Origin of the sequence: Glaciibacter superstes DSM 21135 (assembly GCF_000421145.1) — a bacterium.
GTDB classification, from domain to species: domain Bacteria; phylum Actinomycetota; class Actinomycetes; order Actinomycetales; family Microbacteriaceae; genus Cryobacterium; species Cryobacterium superstes.
Window position 1 is genome coordinate 305714 of record NZ_ATWH01000005.1, and the last position, 14658, is coordinate 320371.

The window sequence follows — 14658 nt, forward strand, 5'->3', positions numbered from 1 at the left end:
TCGACTCGCCATTGCACGGTTGCAGGGGAGTCGAAACCAATGAAGTCGATGTTCCGTCGGCTTTCGCAGAGCACGATCATGCGATTTCTTGTCGTGGGCGGTGCGGCATTTCTGCTCGACTTTGGGCTATTAGCTCTCTTGAGTCAAGGATTGCGCTGGCCGCTGGGTATTTCAACGGCTGTTGCCTTCCTCACAAGCTTCTTCTTCTCTTATACGTTTCAGCGAGTCGTATTTGGCTCAAAGTCACCGTATGGCCCAAGCCTGGTGAAGTACCTTCTGCTTGTTGCGTTGAACACCGTGGCGTCGGTGGTGATTGTCGAGACCATCAATCTCTCGGTGTTGGGGTGGGGCGGAGGGAAAATCGTTGCAACAACCGTGACGACGACTTGGAACTTCTTTGCCTACAAATACTGGGTGTACGCTGCCCCCCGCGGAAAACCCAGGCAAGACTTTACGTTGTAGCCCTAGCGGTGTGGGGTGCGAGGCGGCAGAATTCAGGTGACTTCTTGGACGTCTTTGCGTGCGGGTCGCATGTCGGGAGGGGACTCGTCGCCGCGCACCAAGCGGTAGATGAGCAATGACGCACAACTCGCGACTACGACGTAGATGAGAGCCCAAGTTACCCAGCCGAATGGTGGTTGCCAGGCTGGCACTCTGAACATGTCTTGCCAATACGCGGTGTCGCTGAGGCCAATGACATAGCGACGCAGCACCCAAATATAGGCGTATGCATGCGCGATTGTCGCGAGAACAGCGATCCAGGCGCCAAGGCGGTTAGGCTCCCATGAATTGCCAACGCCGGCGAAGCGTCGGTCCAGGGTCGCTCCTGCCGAGAGGATGACAATGACAAAAAGCGCCAGAATATAGCGGCCCTGCCATATGTACCCCTGTTCTGTCACTACTGCGGCCTGAAGAATGGGCGGTAGGACGACAAAGCACGCAATTGCGAAGATCAGACCCCACCTTGCTCGTCCAGAGCCAAGTGCAAGTGCGGTGACTATTAGGGCACCGACCAGAAAAGCCCAGAATGCGAGAACGCCGGCGGGAGCGGGTGTGTCTAGCCAGCCGAAATAACCGATCAGCCCGTTTGCGTAGTCGAATGTTCGATCAAACATCGTTTGAAGGCCCTGGAGATACGACGAACCGACTCCCGCGAATGTCGGGCTCTCTAAACTACCCGCAGTGGCGACCCACCAGAGTGCAAAACCACACGCGATTCCTATGACTGCGGTGCCGGACCAGAACCATGCGCTCTTGAGGAGTTGCCGAATTTGGGATACCCCGGCAATTCCGAATGCCGTGACAACTGCGATGAGTAGCCACAATAAGGACAGCGCCTTGGTATTTGCGAGCATGGATGCGCCGAGCGTAATCCAAATGACAGTCTGCGGGTGAACACGCGGGGTGCCGTTCTTTTCCAAGAGTAGAAGTAGGTTTGCGAACACCGCCCCTGTCGTCGCAAACTCAAGACTATTCGGGTTTACCGATCCATTAAGGTAAAGGACCATGGGGGTGACGCTCGTTGCGGCCGCAACGATCAACCAACGATGATTCCGCAACTGGCTTATTGCTGTGAACATTGCGGCTAGGAAGATGCAGCTGACAAGAGCGCTCATGAGACGCATGGCGTAGAGGCCGAGGTAACCGTCGGCAATAAGAGACGCGGACCCGACAACGGCGTAATAGATGGGGTTATAGTTGCCCGCTGTAGTGACCGTTCGAGTATCACGCGAACTATCTGCGATGTCGATTGTTGCGCAATTCGGAGTCACCTCGGGTTGGAAAGCAGAGCAGGTGAGCTCATGTCCCTCTGCCACCCATTCAGGTACGGTGACGACGGACTGACCGGGTACATCATTCGGGGTCCCAGTGAGTTGCCCGCGGGCAACGGCAGCCGCCTTGATCGCATGCGAAGGTTCGTCCGGCACAGACATCATTGGCGAAGAGAACGCCCAACAAATGCTCAGAGCGAATAGCACCGCGAATGCGGTGAGGAAGACAAAGCGCGGCCTCGAAGCGCGAAATTGCGGGCTGGGGAATCCGTCTGGCATCCGACTCCAATCGTCAGTTCTCGAATCGATGTGCGACTCGTAGCGCGGGCTCTATATCCGAAGGCTATTTCCGTAAGTCAGCTGGCGATATCTGGAGAGATTCGGATGAGACCGTAGCCGAAGCCAGCACCCGTAACATCGAAGCTCGCGGCGCGCGGTCGCTCATCGAAGTTCAATCCCGACTGGTTTCCCAGCCCGGTGTTGACGACATAGCTCCCAGCCCCTAGGCGAACATCAGGAAGCGTAATCCGTACCCGATGACTGCCGACCGTATTTGGAAGTGTCGCGTTCAGGCCAAACGACGTCATGCTATAAATATGCAGACCGAGCGAGTTCTCGATGGATAGACCGATGCCCCATTCGTCCTGGGGCTCAAAGATCTCGATCAGGTAGTCAAGGATGATACTGATCGATTCTGCATCTTCTCGCGTTGTAGCGTCGACGGAAGTGATCGAGTACGCGGGCCGGCGCGCATCGGCGCCCTCAGCCACTTTGTCAGAAAGCTTGCGGTCCGCCTCGTAGCCCTCGCGCAGAATGCGGATGCCTTCGGCGGGGTCACCGTCGTGTGTGATCTCACCCTGGTGCAGCACAACGACACGATCGCACAGTGAACCAACCTGATCAGCTGAGTGACTGACCAGGACGATCGTGCGTCCTTCGCTCTGGAACTCCGCGATCTTTGCCATGCACTTGCGCTGGAACGGTTCATCGCCGACGGCCAGGACTTCGTCAACGAGGAGGAGATCCGGGTCCACATGCACCGCCACCGCGAAAGCAAGTCGCACATACATGCCGGAACTGTAGAACTTGACCTGTGTATCGATGAAGCTCTCAATGCCGGAGAAATCCACGATCGCGTCGAAGTAACGGTCGGTCTCTTTCCGAGTGAGACCGAGGATTGCCGCGTTCAGGTAGACATTGTCCCGGCCTGTGAGATCGGGGTGGAATCCGGCGCCGAGTTCCAGGAGAGCGGCCAACCTGCCTCGCCGCTGCACGCTGCCCGACGTCGGCTGGATGATCCCGCCGATTGTTTTCAGAAGGGTGCTCTTGCCCGACCCGTTGTGCCCAACCAGCCCGAGCGTTTCCCCGGTGGGAATGTCGAGGGAAACGTTGCGCAGCGCCCAGAAATCATCCCGATGCTGGCGGGCGCGACCGAAGTTGACGAGGCGTTCCTTGAGAGACTTGTCCTTGTGCATGATGAAGCGCTTGGACAGGTTGTCGATGCTGACGATCGTTGGGTTCTCGGCCATAATCACAACTCCTGCGCAAAGTTACCTTGTAGCCGCGAGAACACGCGCTGCCCGAACCACAGAAGTAAGACGCTGACGGCAAGGGCGAGAACCAAACGCAGATCGAGGTCGGCCGGCCAGTTGACGTTCGGGCCCTGCGCGGAGCCCGCTACCCAGAATGCCTTCTGCATCCCGAGCACGACCAGAGTCACCGGATTCAGCAGATACAACTGCTCGATCCAATTTCCTTGAAGCTCATTGTGCACAAAACTGTAGGAGTAGACGATAGGCGAAGCCCAAAACAGCACAATGAGGGAGACCTCGACCAGATGCTGGATGTCGCGAAGGTAGACATTCAATGCCGAAAGGAGAAGGGCGACTGCGGTACCGAACACCACGAGTACCGCAATTGCCAAGGGTGCGTAGAGCAATTGGACGTGCCACGGTATCTCGCCGATGACGATCGTGGCGAGAATGAGGATCAGCAGTTGCACAGCGAAGTTGAATAATGCACCGCCAACCGCGCTCAGGGGGAAGATCTCTCGCGGTAGATAGACCTTCTTGACGAGACCTGAATTGGTGACGATCGCGGTCGACCCATTTCCGATGATCTCCGTGAAGAGCGTCCACACGGTGAGACCAACGAAAACAAAGAGAGCGAAGCTAGGGATTGCGCGCGCGGCGCCGAGGATCTGGCCGATAGCGAAGTAGTAGATCAACAGCTGTGCTAGCGGTCGGATCAGGCTCCAGACGATTCCTAGAGAGCTGTCTTTGTAGCGCGCTTTGAGTTCGCGGCGAACCAGAAGTCCGAGTAGCTCCCTGTGGTTCCACACGTCGCGCACCGATGCTGCGCTTCCGCGAAAGAACCGCGTCTCCTGGCCCACAGTATGGAGGGGCTCGGATGCGATCCGCTGTGCTCGCAGATCAGCCGGAGATGCCGACATAGGCCACTTTCCATTGTTTCGATTCGGAGGTCAGAGATGATTCTAGGCGATCATTCCGAATGCGGACGCGTAGGTGCGGCCACACTGCCGGGTCGCCCTTGGCGTGGCTGGCGATCACTGGCCTTAATGATCGGTAGTCTTGCAAAGGATTGGGGATGACAATGCTTCGTAAGGTTAGGCTCCGCGCGCTAGCGGCCGCGTGCGTCGTCGGCGGTGCCAGCGTGGCGCTCGCACTTGTCGGGTGCACACCCGACGCACCCCGACCTTCCAACACATCCGTTTCAACGGCGAGTCCGACTGAGTCGCCCTCCGAGACGCCACGACCCACAGAAACGGCCTTCCCTGCCACCGCCGTGATCAGTTTGGCTGGAGTGGATATCGACGGAGCGAACGTCACCGTTGCCGGTCTGGTGACCGGTGTCGTGGAAGACGGCGGTACCTGCCAGTTCGTGCTTGCTTCCGATTCAACAGGAACGACCGTGGAACTTTCCAGCGAAGGAATCGCGAATGTCTCGAATACAGTTTGCTCCTCGGCACAGTCACCTATCGATTCATTCACGAAAGGGCCGTGGTCCGTGGTGCTGAACTACACATCCGCGAAAACGGAGATTTCTTCGGTACCGCAAGCATTGGAGATACCGTAATGCGTCGATTCCTCGGCATGCTCTGCGCGCTCGTCGTGGCGACGTCACTTCTCGCGGTCGGTGGTCAGCAGTTGGTACCTGTACCTGCGTCGCAAGCGGCAGAGGCAGCGGACTTCGATCCGTCCAACATCATTAGCGACGAAGTCTTCTACAACGGATCCGCCCTCGACTGGGGGCAGATCCAGACGTTCGCGGAATCGAAGGTGCCAACCTGCCGAAGCTCATACGCGTGCCTGACGAACTTTCGGCAGAACACGCCGACCATGGCGGCAACAAGCCTTTGCGATACCTATTGGGGCGCCCAAAACGAGCTGGCGTCGCAGATCATCGCCAAGGTCGGTGCCGCTTGTGGGATCAGCCAGAAGGCGCTCCTGGTGCTCTTGGAGAAGGAACAGAGTCTCGTTACGTCGGCGACTCCAAGTCAGACCCGATTCGACAAAGCGACGGGTTTCGGTTGTCCGGACACAGCGCCCTGCGACCCCGCATACGGCGGATTCTTCTACCAGGTCTATAACGCAGCACGGCAGTTCAAGAACTACGCGGCAAATCCCACGCGCTGGAATTACCAGGCCGGTCGAATCAACTACATCCAATTTCATCCGAACGCTGATTGCGGCTCGGCACCGGTCTTCATTCGTAACACGGCGACTGCGGGACTCTACATCTACACTCCCTACCAGCCGAACGCCGCAGCACTGGCAAACATGTATGGCACGGGAGATGGATGCAGCTCGTACGGGAATAGGAACTTCTGGCGAATCTTCAGTGACTGGTTTGGATCGCCGACGACAGCCTCGAGCCTGATGAGAACCACAAGCAACGCATCCGTCTACCTGGTGTCTGGGGGCGTCAAGCACCCGGTAACCAGCCTTGCGATTTTTGGCGCTCTCGCGCCGCTGGGTAACGTGTCGTATGTATCGCAAGCTCAGCTTGACAAGTACCAGACGGCACACGCTGTCGGCCGAAGTTTGCGCGGCCCAGATGGAACAATCTACTTCTACGACTCGGGAATCAAGCTTCCCTTCGTCTCGTGCGGTCAGGCGGCCGATTACGGCGCTTCCTGTGCTGCCGACGGCTACATACAGTTGACTGACGTACAGATCGCAGCCTTCTACACCGGGCCTCCGATGGGGCCAGTGCTCGCCACCGTTGAGGGAAGTCGCTATTACGTGACTCTCGGCACGAAGCGGGAGATTCTTGACACTCGCTCCCAGGTCGAGGCTGGTTTGCCTGCGGGATACAACGTATTGACCGAGAGTGCGGTGTCGGCGCTTCCCCTCGGCGCTCCGATCGCACGAGACTCTGCGTACGTTCACCATCGGGGGAGTAGCAACTACGTATACTTCGGCGGTGGGCAGAAGTACGCGATACCCGCTGCGACCGTGACCGCGCTCGGAGTACCCGGGCGCACGTCTGGCGGGTTGAGTGCCGAAAGCCTCGGGATGATCCCATCGAACCGCACGGAGTTCTCTGGCACGGTTTCGCTGGCCGGCGCTGTGGTGTCGAGCGTATTGGCAAGTAGCGGCAGGCTGGACTGGCAAACGGGTGCCGGGGGCTTCGCCGTTCCCCCTATCGCTGTGAGCCAGTCGTTCCTCGATACTTACCCGAGCAGTGGCTCGGTGGCACCAGGATCATTCGTCAAGAGTCCGTCGAATGGAACGGTCTACGTGGTGATGCCGTCGGACATCCGCCCGATCAGCGGTTGGGATGCCTTGCTTGCGCTGACCGCGACGGGCGATCCCATTATCTCGACGGTTTCCGACACGATCGTGCGCAGCCTGCCAACGGGGGCGGTCGCACTCACGTCGGGAACCTTGGTGCGATCGCCGGAGGATGCGACCGTTTACCTCATCAACGGTGTCACAAACAAGATTCCGTTCTCGAGCTTCGATTATCCGCATGCGGCAGGAGTTTCAGTGTTCTCCTTCGCGTCAGCTGACCGTTTGAACGCCTATCCCACGTCAGAGGCGCTACTGCAGTTTGGCGTGAGTTGCGCGGGGACTAACTACGTTTCGGCAGACGGAGCAGTGCACAAGATCACCCCGGCGACGGCGCCTCTGTATCCGTTCTCATACGTTCCGCTGGACGGCTTCACTTGCCAGAAACTGGCTTACGGAGCCGATGCCGGGCAGTTCATCCGTATTCCGAACGGCACGATCTACCAGCTGGTGGGCGGACAGAAGAGACCCATTATGTCGCTGGCACGATGGGCCGAACTCAACGGTGGAGCCACCTGGATGTCGGTATCCGTGTCGTTCGCCAATGTCTTTGCGACCGGCCCCGCCGCATAAGCGACAAGGAAGCGATGTGCGCCTACTGAGACGATGCGTGGCGCTCGAGGTTCGGGGACGCTCGTGGTGACGCGGGTTCCGCGATCGCTCGGACGCACACCCAGCTTGCGACACCCAGCGAGAGGGCGAAAGCCAGCGTCAGAAGGATCCACCCTAGGGGCGGCTGCCAATCCGGGTTGCTCACCATATCGAGGAACGAGGCGCGCTCGCCGACGACGTAACGCTTCAAGGTCCAGACGAAAGCAGCAAGGTGCCCAATGGCAAGAAGGCCGGCAATCGCGGCTGTTGCTCTGCGCCCATCGACGCCTGATAGCGCCAGGGGAAAACGGATGTCCAACGCAATACCGGCCGCAATCAACAAGCAAACAAGAAGGGCCAGAGTGTACCGGCCCTGCCAGATGTAGCCCATCTCGGTAACTATCGCCGCCTGAGTGAATGCCGGGACGAGTATGACGCACGCGCTGAAGAACGCCACAGCGAGGCAGGCGCGCCCACGGGCGAGCGCGAGTGCCGCCGCAACGATGCCGAAGATCACCGCGGTCCAGATCATGATGGTGACTGTCGGAGCCGCTCGATCGACCCACCCGAAGAGTCCGATCCACTCTCGTGCGTAGTCGAGGGTCTCGATTATCATGCGACCAAAGGCCGTGCCTGCGCTGGTGCCCACTCCGTCAAAGGCGGGGCCGCCGCCCGTCGTCTCAGCGGGTCTGAGATACCAGGCCACTGCGAGGAGCGATACCAATGCACTGCTGACGACGATCACCCAGGTGGTCCACTTTCGAAAGAGCGGTTTCAATATTTCCGCTCGGCTAAGCAGGAGCGCTCCGACGATTGCCAGCAGCACCCACAGAAGCGCGATGCTGCGAGTATTCGTCAATACAGCAGCGCTGAGAATAACGATTCCACCACGTTCCCATAGAACGCCCTGCCCGGATGACGTTCGGAACGTTGCGAGCAGCGTCGCGAAGAGCGCAGACGTTGCTGCGATCTCCATTCCGTTGGGATTTATCGATCCCCCCAGAAAGAGAACCATCGGAGTCACGGAGACCGCTGCGGCAAGAACGGCCCACCGGGAGTGTGGGAGCTGCCTCAGACTCATGAAAGTCAATGCCAACAGTGCCGCACAGACGATGGCGTTCACGAAGCGCATGCCGTAGAGGGCGGCGTTCCCCGACAGGAACAATGAAGGCCCGCCAACGATGGCATAGTACACCGGGCTATTGATTCCCGCCGATGTAGTCGCACTTGTCGGTGCTTCCGGGTCGCCGGCCACCGGGGTCTGGCAGTCTGCCGTGACATCTGGCTTGAAAGCGAAGCACGTTAGCTCATGCGTGTGAGCGACGTCTGCCGGAACGGTCACGGCGATCTGCCACGGCGTTTCAGGGTCGGGATGACCGGTGAAGTCCCCGTGTGCGACTGCCACAGCGCGAATGGCGTGAGAGGGTTCGTCGGGCACCGACATCAGCGGTGAGGCGAGTGACCAGAGGAGCATCGGGGCGAGGAGGAGGGGAAAAGCGATGAAGAAGTCGCGCCAACGCCCACGAATATTCCGGGCATCCTGAATCTGATTAGTCATGTACGAATTCGCGCCTGTCAGGGTATTGAGTGGTGCCAGAAGTCTGGATCGGCCAACACTTAGGATAGGACAGGCTATACGGCGATACGTGACATCGGTGGTTCTGCACTGAACCTGCGCGTGCGTCGCTCCGCCGGACTGGAGACCAACGTGACAGACGCCGTGGAGGGTAAGCCCTGGCGTTCCTTGAGCGACGGTCTGGGCGGGCGCAATAACTCACTCGGCATAATCAGGCTTGTCCTTGCGTCTGCGGTGATCTTCTCGCATGCATTTCCGCTTGGTGGGTGGGGTGAAGACCCGATGGTGGCTATCAGCAAGGGTCAGGAGAACCTTGGCGGGATCGCGGTGCTCGGTTTCTTTGCGATCAGCGGGTACCTCATTACTAAGAGCGGTGCCCGGACCGACATCATGCAGTTCATGTGGCACCGATTTCTGCGAATATTCCCAGCGTTCTGGGTTGTGCTGCTGGTTGCGGCAGGGGTCGTGGGACCGATTATTTGGTTGGTCGGCGGTGGCGAGTTGGCTGGCTACGCCCATCGTGGCGCAGGTGGACCAGTCGGCTATCTTCTCTCGAACTGGAACCTTTCGATCTGGCAGTACGGCATCTTTGATATTTTTGCCACGACGACGCCGTACGGCGAGACCGTCGGCACCGGGGTCTTCAACGGTTCGCTGTGGACGCTTTCGTATGAGTGGATCTGTTACCTCATCATCGGTGTTCTGGTGCTCGGCGGGGTCCTTGTCCGCGCTCGCATATTGGTCCCAATTCTGACCGCACTATTCTTTGTCCTGCAGGTGGCCAGCGTTGTCAACCCAGCAGCGCCGGGGATGATCAATCCATTCTTCGCCGATCATTACCGCATTTCCCTCCCGCTGATCTTCCTGTTCGGCGCCTGCCTCGCGGTGTACTCCAAGAAGATCCCCCTCGATGACCGGCTCGGCATCCTGAGCGGTGCCGTCTTTTTGTTCTCGCTCTTCTTCGGCGGCCTCGGGGTCATCGGTTACCCGGCGATCGCCTATTTCGTGCTCTGGGGCGCGGCGCGGCTGCCAGCCTCGTTCCGTAAGATCGGAGCGACGAACGATTTCTCCTATGGCATCTACGTCTACGGATTCCTGGTCGAACAGGTGCTGGCCTATTTCGGCGTGTACCGGCTCGGATACCTACCCTTTGCACTCCTGGCACTCGTCATCACAGTCGGATGCGCGTGGCTGAGCTGGCACCTCATCGAGAAGCCGGCGCTGTCGTTGAAAGACAAGGGGCCGGGCCGTGGCATTCGTCACTGGTGGGGTCGTGGCGTCGGGTTCTTCAGGCGTAACAAGCAAGAGGCGCTCGACGGTGCCTCGTAGATCATCGCATAACAGGTCAAGGAAAAGAGTCGATAAATGAGTGCGGTTGGAACGGTTCTGGTCACCGGAGGAGCCGGGTTCATCGGCTGCGCCCTGTCACAGAAGCTGGCGGGTTCCGCAGAGCGATGGGTGGTACTTGATTCGATGCACCCGCAGGTGCACGGCGACACCGTTCGCCCCACGGAACTGTACGATGATGCCGAGATGATCGTCGGTGACGTGACGGATGCCGCGGCCTGGGACACCCTGTTGGAGACCGTGCGGCCAGACGTGGTCATCCACCTGGCTGCCGAGACCGGCACCGCCCAGTCACTGCACGAGGCCTCAAGGCACTCGCGGGTCAACGTGGTCGGCACGACCGAGATGCTCGATGCCTTTGGGCGGGCGGGCATCGTGCCCGGCCTCATCCTGCTCAGCAGCAGCAGGGCTGTCTACGGCGAGGGTCAGTGGCGTAGCGCTGCAGGCGAACTCTATGTGCCCGGCCAGCGCTCGCACGCCCAGTTCGAGAACGCCCAGTGGGACTTCCCCGATTCAGAACCGGTGGCGAGCAGCGCCGCTCGCACCTGGCCGACGCCGACCAGTGTCTACGGCGCCACCAAGCTGGCGCAGGAGCACATTCTCTCCGCCTGGGTCGAAGCGCACGACTCGGCCCTCGTTATCCTGCGGCTGCAGAATGTCTACGGCCCCGGGCAGTCGCTGATCAACTCCTACACCGGCATCGTCTCGCTGTTCTCGCAGCTGGCCGCAGACGGAAAATCCATCCCGATCTACGAAGACGGCAAGATCACCCGCGACTTCGTCTACATCGAAGACGTCGCCGACGCATTCGTCGCGCTACTTAAGCACGCCCCGAAGCAGGGTCTCGTTCGTTATGACGTGGGCTCCGGAGTCGGCACCACGATCCAGGAGCTGGCGCAGCACATCGCCGACTTCCACCACGCGCCGGCACCGCACGTCACCGGCGCATACCGCGACGGCGATGTGCGTTACGCCTCCTGCGACATCGAGCCGACCACGGCTGCGCTCGGCTGGCAGCCGCAGTGGTCTGTGGAGCGGGGCGTCGCCGGCCTGCAGGATTGGATCGCCGCGCAGGCGTGATCCACGATCAGTAAGCTGCGCGCCCCGAACGGGGTCACCTTCATCCTGCTGGCCACGGTCATCGCGGGCGGCAGCGGCTACCTGGTCACCGCCATCGTGGTGGCCACGCGTTCCGCAGCCGACTATGTCGATTTCGGAGTGTTCTGGGCCGCGCTCTACCTGGTGATCGCCGCCCTGTCAGGCGTGCAGCAGGAGATCACGCGAGGCACCGGCCCTGTGCGAGTCGATACGGTGCGAGCAGATGCTGCGCCGGCGAATCGCAGGCAGGCGTTCGTGTTCGGGGCCGCGGCATCCGTTCTCACCTCCGTAGTGATCATCGCGACAGCTCCGCTCTGGATGGGCGCGATCTTCGCCGGCAACGGCTGGATGTTTGTGCTTCCGCTCGCGGTCGGCGCGGCGTCGTATGTTGTGGTGGCCGTTCTCAGCGGAACCCTTTACGGCCTGGAGCTCTGGCGGGCGATCTCGTTGATGATCGGCGTCGACGGAGTGCTGCGGCTGCTCGCGGTGCTTGTTGTGCTGATGTTCACGCAGGACATCGGAGTGCTGGTTTGGGCGGTGGTGGTGCCGTTCCCGTTGACCCCGCTGGTGCTGTGGCTGTTCTTGCGGCGTTCCGTCGTCGGGCGCTCTGAGCTTGACGTCGGCTACCGCGCGCTCACCTGGAATGTTGCCCGAACCGTGGTGGCAGCGGCGGCGCTGGGTTTGCTGATCAGCGGGTACCCGCTGGTGCTCACGGCGATGTCGCCTGAGGCGCCTCGCGCTGAGCTCGGTGCCAGCCTGGCCGCCATCAATCTGATTCGTGCGCCGCTCGTGATCGTTGTGCTCTCATTGCAGAGCTACTTCGTGATTCGCTTCCGCAAGGCACCGAACCACGCGTGGGCGCTGTTCGTGCGCCTGGCGGCGCTAATCCTCGCTGTGACGGTGGTGGCAGCTGCCGTTGCCTGGTTTGTCGGCCCTCCGGTGCTCGCCTGGCTCGGGCGCGACTACAGCCTCGACGGCGTGGTTGTGGCCGGACTGGTGGCGACGTCTGGGGTGCTGGCCGTGCTGTGCGTCAGCGGTCCGCTTGCCCTGGCGCGCTCGGAGCATGGCGTCTTCACGGCCGGGTGGGTTGTGGCTGCTGTGGCCACGATCGTGGCACTGCTGCTGCCAGGTGACCTCGCACCTCGGATGCTGTTTTCCCTGGCGATCGGTCCGACCATCGGCGTGATCGTGCACGTGGTGGGACTTGCGGTGCGGGAGCGATCATCGAAGGCCAGGCTTCTCGGCTGACGAGCCGTGTTGATCAGTCGTTCGATGGGGCTTCCATGTGCCGAATTCGCCGCTCCAGTTCCTGCATGCGCAGTTTCTGCAGTGCTGCCTCTTCGGCGAGCACGCGCGTCTTGGTCTCCAGAACGGTCAGTTCTGCGCTGTGCTGGATCGACACCAGGAACAAGATTGCGATGCTGACGAAGAAGACGAGGTTGGTGGGAACCTCAACGCCGACCAGGTGGGCAGACCAGGCGAGCACAGGAGGAAAGACACCGATGATGAGCGCGAGAGTACCGGCGATCAACCACCACACTGCGTGGCGTTCGCGCAGCTGTCTGCGCCTGAGCATCTCAATCACGACGCCCAGGGTGATCAGCGCGGCAATGACGCCGAGAACATAACTGGCGATGCTCACGGCCCGACCTCCAGGCTTTCCTTCAGGGCGATGGGCGGGCGCATCAGTGCGAACACCAACGCGAGGCAGGCACGCCCGAGGTAGGCGGCGGCCTTGAACGGATTCTGCGATGGTTGCCCTGCGGCACGGGGGCGCATGGCAACCGGAACCTGTTCGATCCGCAGGCCGGACCGCGCGGCGATCACGAGCGATTCGATCGTGTCGCCGAGATACTCGGCCGGGTAATGGTCGGAGAACAGTGCGACTGCGCGGGGTCCGCTGGCACGGAATCCCGAGGTCGTGTCGGTGAGTTTGGTGCGTGCGAGCCTGCTCAGAATCGTCGAAAGCACGACCATCGCCCAGCGCCTCGGGCCCTTCACTGTGTAGTCGCCCTCGCCCGCGAACCGGGCACCCATCACGAGGTCGGAGCGCTCGAGCGCTTCAACGAGTGCCGCGACGCCAGCCGGATCGTGCTGGCCGTCTGAGTCGACCTGCACGACGTTGTGGAAACCGTGTTCGATCGCATACTTGAATCCGACTCGCATGGCGCCACCCACTCCGAGGTTGAACGGAAGCGACGCCACGGCGGCGCCGGCCTGCAGAGCGACGGACGCAGTCGCATCCGTCGACCCGTCGTCTACGACCAGGCACTGCACGCCAGGCAGCTTGGCGAAAACCTCACGCACAACGTCGCCGACTGACCCCTCTTCGTTCAGAGCCGGCAGCACAACAAGGGTGCGTGCCAGCGGAGACGTCATGGCCCTAATTCTATGGGTAGCACCGGAAGCCGTCCGAACCCCGCCCCGCTGGGGCGAGCCTGTCTGGACCAAGGGGCATCCTTGAACGCGGCGATCGAGGTTCACGGTGCAGCGTTGCTCAAGCCTCCGTGTCACCGATAGCCACGACCCGCTTACCGCGGCCACCGCCCGCTTCGTGCGCTCGATGCGTTTCGGCGATGTTCTCGAGGGTGTGGATGGAGTCGATGACGGGCCGTATGGAGCCGGCCTCGACGAGTTCGGTGAGTCGCACGATGACGTTCGCGGCGGGTTGCCCGAAGAACGTCCTGATGCGACGGGACCCATGCACCCACGACCAGGCGATGGCCGCGAGGGTTGCCGGCGATCCGAAGGCGACGGCGACCATGCGTTCTCGTGGTGCGAGGTGCCGTCGAAGCCGGAGAACATCGGAGCCGACGGTATCGATGACGACATCGAACGTGCCGAGGTCGTCGATCTTGGTGGTCTGGTAATCCAGGGCCACGTCGGCCCCGAGTTGCAGGACAAAGTCCTGGTTCTTCGCGCCGGTCAGTGCCGTCACGTGGGCGCCGCGGGAGTGGGCGAGCTGAACGACGGCGCTGCCGACCCCGCCGCTGCCACCTCGCACCAGAACTCGATCGCCGGCAGCGACGGCGCCGTGGTCGATGACGGCGGCGACCGCGGTTGCTCCGACCGCTGGAAGGGCTGCCGCCTCGATATCGTTGACGTTCGACGGCATGCGCGTGACAAGCTTCGCCTCGATGGCGAGGTACTCTGCCGCCCCTCCGGTCGTTCGGGTGAAAAATCCCGCCTTCAGGCCCCAGACTCGTTCGCCGATCGCTAAGCCGGTGACTTCATCACCGAGAGCACTGATCGTTCCGGTGAAGTCAAGCCCTGTTCCCTGCGGGAATCGACGTCCTGACAGCAGTCTCAGGCGTCCCGATCTCGTCTCGGTGTCGACGGAATTGATGCTCGTGGCCGTGATGCGAACGATGACCTGCTTCGACGTCGCAACCGGCATTGCAACGTCAACGATCTCCAGAACGTCCGGACCGCCGTACTTCGAGAACTGAACCGCACGCAT

General features: G+C 60.9%; 13 protein-coding genes. 6 read left to right on the forward strand and 7 right to left on the reverse strand.

From position 1 onward, the window contains the following. Positions 1-39 precede the first annotated feature (39 nt). The gene (locus tag K323_RS25165) at positions 40-462 is read left to right on the forward strand and encodes a GtrA family protein (protein ID WP_022884960.1); all 423 of its coding nucleotides are present in this window, start codon (positions 40-42) and stop codon (positions 460-462) included. Between the two features lie 32 nt (positions 463-494). On the opposite strand, the gene K323_RS0109025 is transcribed toward K323_RS25165, so the two are convergent. From K323_RS0109025 to K323_RS0109035, 3 genes are all read right to left on the reverse strand, one after another. Further along, positions 495-2051 (reverse strand): DUF2142 domain-containing protein, encoded by a 1557-nt coding sequence (locus K323_RS0109025; RefSeq protein ID WP_022884961.1) that lies wholly within the window; start codon positions 2049-2051, stop codon positions 495-497. 77 nt (positions 2052-2128) lie between these two features. Next, entirely contained in the window at positions 2129-3301 is a 1173-nt protein-coding gene (locus K323_RS0109030; protein WP_022884962.1) for an ABC transporter ATP-binding protein, read from the reverse strand. Between the two features lie 2 nt (positions 3302-3303). Then, entirely contained in the window at positions 3304-4224 is a 921-nt protein-coding gene (locus K323_RS0109035; RefSeq protein ID WP_022884963.1) for an ABC transporter permease, read from the reverse strand. A gap of 371 nt (positions 4225-4595) precedes the next feature. Between K323_RS0109035 and K323_RS0109040 the strand changes: the two genes are divergently transcribed. Beyond that, on the forward strand, positions 4596-4868 hold the full coding sequence (locus K323_RS0109040; RefSeq protein WP_157509393.1) for a hypothetical protein: 273 nt from the start codon (positions 4596-4598) through the stop codon (positions 4866-4868). Continuing rightward, on the forward strand, positions 4868-7159 hold the full coding sequence (locus K323_RS28840) for a hypothetical protein (protein WP_022884965.1): 2292 nt from the start codon (positions 4868-4870) through the stop codon (positions 7157-7159). Before K323_RS0109040 ends, K323_RS28840 begins: the two co-directional genes overlap by 1 nt. 22 nt (positions 7160-7181) lie before the next feature. On the opposite strand, the gene K323_RS0109050 is transcribed toward K323_RS28840, so the two are convergent. Continuing rightward, the gene (locus K323_RS0109050; RefSeq protein ID WP_022884966.1) at positions 7182-8735 is read right to left on the reverse strand and encodes a DUF2142 domain-containing protein; all 1554 of its coding nucleotides are present in this window, start codon (positions 8733-8735) and stop codon (positions 7182-7184) included. A 150-nt stretch (positions 8736-8885) separates the two neighbouring features. Between K323_RS0109050 and K323_RS25175 the strand changes: the two genes are divergently transcribed. The 3 genes from K323_RS25175 (at position 8886) to K323_RS0109065 (ending at position 12446) form a co-directional block, all read left to right on the forward strand. Next, positions 8886-10082 (forward strand): acyltransferase family protein, encoded by a 1197-nt coding sequence (locus K323_RS25175; RefSeq protein ID WP_169515632.1) that lies wholly within the window; start codon positions 8886-8888, stop codon positions 10080-10082. A gap of 36 nt (positions 10083-10118) precedes the next feature. After that, positions 10119-11180 carry an NAD-dependent epimerase/dehydratase family protein gene (locus K323_RS0109060; protein WP_022884968.1) on the forward strand — a complete coding sequence of 354 codons (1062 nt, stop codon included), beginning with the start codon at positions 10119-10121 and terminating at the stop codon, positions 11178-11180. Positions 11181-11279: 99 nt separating this feature from the next. Beyond that, positions 11280-12446, forward strand: a complete 1167-nt coding sequence (locus K323_RS0109065; RefSeq protein WP_022884969.1) for a hypothetical protein — start codon at positions 11280-11282, stop codon at positions 12444-12446. A 13-nt stretch (positions 12447-12459) separates the two neighbouring features. Here K323_RS0109065 and K323_RS0109070 read toward each other — a convergent pair whose 3' ends face one another. From K323_RS0109070 to K323_RS0109080, 3 genes are all read right to left on the reverse strand, one after another. After that, positions 12460-12840, reverse strand: coding sequence for a DUF2304 domain-containing protein (locus tag K323_RS0109070; protein WP_022884970.1), 381 nt, complete (start codon positions 12838-12840; stop codon positions 12460-12462). Continuing rightward, positions 12837-13577 (reverse strand): glycosyltransferase family 2 protein, encoded by a 741-nt coding sequence (locus tag K323_RS0109075; protein ID WP_022884971.1) that lies wholly within the window; start codon positions 13575-13577, stop codon positions 12837-12839. The genes K323_RS0109070 and K323_RS0109075 overlap by 4 nt, the downstream gene beginning before the upstream one ends. 118 nt (positions 13578-13695) lie before the next feature. After that, positions 13696-14658, reverse strand: coding sequence for an NAD(P)-dependent alcohol dehydrogenase (locus K323_RS0109080; protein WP_022884972.1), 963 nt, complete (start codon positions 14656-14658; stop codon positions 13696-13698).

Bases quoted from the DNA above. Each gene is read 5' to 3' on its own strand.
- K323_RS0109050 (WP_022884966.1), bottom strand. From the start codon at position 8,735: ATGACTAATCAGATTCAGGATGCCCGGAATATTCGTGGGCGTTGGCGC.
- K323_RS0109025 (WP_022884961.1), bottom strand. From the start codon at position 2,051: ATGCCAGACGGATTCCCCAGCCCGCAATTTCGCGCTTCGAGGCCGCGC.
- K323_RS25165 (WP_022884960.1), top strand. From the start codon at position 40: ATGAAGTCGATGTTCCGTCGGCTTTCGCAGAGCACGATCATGCGATTT.
- K323_RS0109080 (WP_022884972.1), bottom strand. From the start codon at position 14,658: ATGCGTGCGGTTCAGTTCTCGAAGTACGGCGGTCCGGACGTTCTGGAG.
- K323_RS0109060 (WP_022884968.1), top strand. From the start codon at position 10,119: ATGAGTGCGGTTGGAACGGTTCTGGTCACCGGAGGAGCCGGGTTCATC.
- K323_RS0109030 (WP_022884962.1), bottom strand. From the start codon at position 3,301: ATGGCCGAGAACCCAACGATCGTCAGCATCGACAACCTGTCCAAGCGC.
- K323_RS0109035 (WP_022884963.1), bottom strand. From the start codon at position 4,224: ATGTCGGCATCTCCGGCTGATCTGCGAGCACAGCGGATCGCATCCGAG.
- K323_RS28840 (WP_022884965.1), top strand. From the start codon at position 4,868: ATGCGTCGATTCCTCGGCATGCTCTGCGCGCTCGTCGTGGCGACGTCA.
- K323_RS0109075 (WP_022884971.1), bottom strand. From the start codon at position 13,577: ATGACGTCTCCGCTGGCACGCACCCTTGTTGTGCTGCCGGCTCTGAAC.